The organism is Kitasatospora sp. MY 5-36 (assembly GCF_001182915.1).
Classification (GTDB): Bacteria; Actinomycetota; Actinomycetes; order Streptomycetales; family Streptomycetaceae; genus Kitasatospora.
Window position 1 is genome coordinate 1 of record NZ_LFVW01000857.1, and the last position, 3816, is coordinate 3816.

The following is a 3816-nucleotide window of genomic DNA, read 5'->3' on the forward strand; positions in this document are numbered from 1 at the left end:
CGGGCAGGGCGTGGGCGCCGCGGCGGCCGCCCCGGCCGCGCTCGCGATGCTCACCACCACGTTCACCGAAGGGCCCGGGCGGGTGCGCGCGCTCGGCGTGTGGAGCGCGACGAACGCCGCCGGTGGCGCCCTGGGGGTGCTGGCGGGCGGGCTGCTGACCGAGTACGCGACCTGGCGCTGGGTCATGCTGGTCAACCTGCCCGTCGTGGCGACGGCGCTCGCCCTGCTGCCCGCCGAGGCGCGGCCCGGACAGCCCGTACGGCCCGTGAGGCGGGAGCGGCCGGACGTGCTCGGCGCCGTCCTCGCGACCGCCGGGATCGGGCTGCTGGTGTTCGGCGTGGTCCGCACCGACGTCCGGGGGTGGGGCTCCCCGGCCACCCTGGGGACGCTCGCCGCGGCGCTCGCCCTGTTGGCCGCCTTCGCCGTCACCGAGGCCAGGACCGCCGCGCCGCTGCTCCGCCTCGGCCTGCTGCGCAGCCGCTGGGTGGCCGGTGCCAACGTGCTGGTGTTCCTGGCCGCCGCCGGGCAGTTCACCGCCTTCTACTTCGTCTCGCTCTACCTCCAACAGGTCCTGGGCCTGGGCGCCGCCGCCACCGGCCTCGCCTTCCTGCCCTTCTCGGCCGGACTGGTCGCGGGCACCGTGCTCGCCACGCGCGTCGTCGCGCGCCGCACTCCGCGGGCCGCCCTGGTGCCCGGGGCCGTGCTGGCCGCCGCGGGCCTGGCCTGGTTCGCGATGATCAGCCCGGACGGCGGCTTCCTCAGCGACGTCCTCGGTCCGTCGCTGGTCACCAGCGTCGGCACCGGACTGGTCCTGGCCCCGGTCGCCGCCGCCGGGACCACCGGTGTGGCCGCCCGCGAGGCTGGGATGGCCTCCGGCCTGCTCAACAGCTCGCGCCAGCTCGGCGGCTGCGTCGGCCTGGCCGCCCTGGCCACCGTCGCCGCGCACCGCACCGGCGGCGCCACCGACCCGGCCGCCCTCAACGACGGCTACGCCACCGGACTGGCCGTCACCGCCGGGCTCTTCGTCCTCGCCGCGGTGGTGGCGGTCGCCGTGTTGCCCCGGCGGCGGCCGGAGGTGCCGGGCCTCCCCGACCCGCTCTCCCCCGTGGCGGAGGGCCCGGCAGAAAGCTCCGCGCGGAACCGCGCGGAGAACCGACTGGAAGGAACCCGCTCATGACGACCACTCCGATCGAGGCCGTGGACCTGTTCTCCTCGGCCCTGCACATCCACCCCGACGGCGACGTCCGGGCCACCGGGCGGCGGATGACCGGCGGCGACGCCGGAGCCTGGCAGATCGCGACCTTCCACGTGGAGAGCGACGCCGAGGTCCACGCCGACCACTGGGAGATGCACCCCGAGGCCGAGGAGGCGGTCTGCTGTCTGGCCGGCGGCGTCCGGCTCTTCCTCCGCCCGGTCGAGCCCGGTGAGCCCGGCGAGGCCGGCGAGGCCGAGTCGGTGGTACGGCTGACGGCGGGCACCGCCGCGATCGTGCCCCGGGGCCGCTGGCACCGGTTGGAACTCGACGCCCCCAGCGACCTGATGTCGATCACCCTCCGGACGGGTACCCGGCTGGAGCCGCGCACCGAGGCCGGCTGACCGGCGAGGGCCGTGGCGGGGTGGTCCGGCACGAGCCGGACCACCCTGGCGTGTCCGCCAACACCCCTTACGGCCAAGGAGGTTGACGTCAGGCCGAGGGTGCGGCGGGGTCGGCGATCCGCGCCAGCAGGGCGGCGAGCTCCCCGGGCATGGACAGGAACGGGGAGTGGCTGCTGGGCAGCCGGTGGACGGTGTCGGCGCGGGCGGCGAGCCGGTGCTGCTGGGACAGGTCGAGGGCCTGGTCCTGGTCGCAGACGACGTAGCTGGAGGGCACCGTGCGCCAGCCCGCCGTGGTCACCGGTTCGGTGAAGGACCGGACGCTCTGCGGGCTCAGCCGGGCCACCGCGCGGTCGGCGACGTCGGCGGGCACATCGGCGTAGTACTCCTGGCGGGCGTGGGCGACGTCCGGCGGGGTGTGGCCCGTGTCGTCCTCCGGTGAGGGAATCCCCAGGAAGGAGAACGTGCTCTCGCCCACGTCCAGTTGGAAGGCGGAGACGTACACCGCCCGCACCACGTTGGCGGCGCCCGCGACGGCCTCGGTGGCGGGGGCGCCGCCGTAGGAGTGGGCGACCGTCACCACCGGGCCGTCGATCCGCCGCAGGTGGTCGCGGATCACGGCGGCGTCCTCCAGCAGGCCCGCCGACCGGGTGCCCTCGGGGTGGGCGGCGGAGCTCGGCAGGTCCACGGCGTGTGAGCGCCAGCCGTCGGCGGCGAGGGCGGCGCGCAGGGGGTCCCAGCACCAGGCGCCGTGCCAGGCGCCGTGGACCAGCAGGAAGGTGGGGCGGTCGGGGGCGGCGGTCACAGGCGGGTCCTCCGTCGTACGGGGCGCGGGCGGTGGGCCCGTCCGAGTATCCGTGGTGAACGTGACGGCGGTGTGACGCCGGGCGTGTCGCCGTCGCACCCGGGCCGGCTGTCAGCGGCCTCCGGTGGCGACGGCGGCGGCCGCCGCCGTCCCGGTGAGGCCGTGACGCTCCGCCAGCACACCCGCCTGGAAGCGGCTGTCCGCGCCCAGGGAGCTGTAGAGGCCGGCGATGTGCCGTCGGCAGTTGCGCAGCGAGAGCCCGAGCCGGCGGGCGATGACCTCGTCCTTCAGGCCGTCGGCGAGCAGCCGCAGGATCGTCGTCCGGAGCTCGTCCGAGACGGCGCGGGCGGCGGCCGGGCCGCTGCGGAAGGCCTCGCCCTGGTGCCAGAGCGTCTCGAAGGAGTCGGCCAGGTGGGCCACCACCGACGGCTGGTCCACCAGGACGAGCCCGTCGGTCCGTCCCCGCTCCGGCAGGAAGGCGCTCTCCCGGTCGACGACCAGCAACGGGCCGCAGCTCTCCCCGGTGGTCCGCACCTCGGCGCCGGCCCGTTCCGCGGCCCGGGCCTGGCGCTGGGTGGGCAGGTGGAAGCGCGCGGGGTGCTGGTGGACGATCCGGACCCGCAGCGCGGGGTCGGTGCGCGGCAGTTCGGCCACGACCAGGTCGGCCAGCGCCGCCGCCGTCGGGTCGCCGCCGGGGCAGCAGAGGACGACCTCCCGGCGGGCCCGCAGCAGCCGGTCGCCGACGATCGCGTGTACGGCGCCGTGGTCCGGCGGCACCTCCTCCGGCCGTACGGCGGGTGCGCCGGTCTCCGGCCGCCCGTGGACCGCCTGCGCGGCCGTCCACGACTGCTCGGCCCTCCACGACTGCCCGGTCACGGGCCGGACCGGTGCGGGCCGGTCCCGGCGGACGGCCCAGGCGTAGAAGGCGACGGTGCCGTCGCCCGGCCCGGCAGTGGGGGTGGTGGGGGCCGGGACGGAGCCCAGTGGGGCTCCTGGTGCGTGTGGGGTGAACGCGATGTGGACGGTTCCACGTTCTCTCATGACAGCCCTCTTGACAGCTGGTGGCGGCCGACAGTCGACGGTCGCGTCCGGCGGTCGGTCGGCCCCGGAAGCGGTTGTTCGATCGTCGTCAACGTTCGCGGCGGCCGCCAGGGGGCGAGGGGGCCAGGAAGTTGTTGGCCGACTGAGGAGGGGTGGATGAATCCGGTGAAAACGGACGCGGTCCGGTCGTCGGGGCGGGAGGCCCTGCTCGATCGCGAGACGCGGCTGGTCTACGAGTGGGCGGTGCGGCACCGGCGGGTCGAGCCCGCCGACCTGGCGCGGATCTCCGCCGACCTCGGGCTCGGCGAGGCGCGCTGCCGGGCGGCCGTCGACCGGCTGGCGGCGCTGTGCCTGCTGGTGCGGCGGCCGGGAGCCGG

5 protein-coding genes are annotated in these 3816 nt (G+C 76.6%); 3 read left to right on the top strand and 2 right to left on the bottom strand.

The features are described 5' to 3' along the window. Window positions 1–1177, top strand: a 1177-nt coding sequence (locus AE652_RS37270; protein ID WP_049659673.1) for an MFS transporter, incomplete at its 5' end; no start/stop codon positions are given. Continuing rightward, a complete protein-coding gene (locus AE652_RS37275) occupies window positions 1174–1596 on the top strand; it encodes a cupin (RefSeq protein WP_049659674.1) in 423 nt (140 codons plus the stop codon). The genes AE652_RS37270 and AE652_RS37275, both read left to right, overlap by 4 nt. A gap of 88 nt (window positions 1597–1684) precedes the next feature. On the opposite strand, the gene AE652_RS37280 is transcribed toward AE652_RS37275, so the two are convergent. Continuing rightward, window positions 1685–2398: an alpha/beta fold hydrolase gene (locus AE652_RS37280; RefSeq protein ID WP_049659676.1), complete on the bottom strand. Its 714-nt coding sequence runs from the start codon at window positions 2396–2398 to the stop codon at window positions 1685–1687. A 111-nt stretch (window positions 2399–2509) separates the two neighbouring features. Further along, on the bottom strand, window positions 2510–3439 hold the full coding sequence (locus tag AE652_RS37285; RefSeq protein ID WP_107086642.1) for a response regulator transcription factor: 930 nt from the start codon (window positions 3437–3439) through the stop codon (window positions 2510–2512). Between the two features lie 156 nt (window positions 3440–3595). Here AE652_RS37285 and AE652_RS37290 point away from each other — a divergent pair. Next, on the top strand, window positions 3596–3816 hold a 221-nt coding region (locus AE652_RS37290), incomplete at its 3' end, for a hypothetical protein (protein WP_049659681.1).

What these genes read in the sequence shown, in the direction of transcription:
- AE652_RS37275 (WP_049659674.1), top strand. Translation starts at nt 1,174, where the DNA reads ATGACGACCACTCCGATCGAGGCCGTGGACCTGTTCTCCTCGGCCCTG.
- AE652_RS37285 (WP_107086642.1), bottom strand. Translation starts at nt 3,439, where the DNA reads ATGAGAGAACGTGGAACCGTCCACATCGCGTTCACCCCACACGCACCA.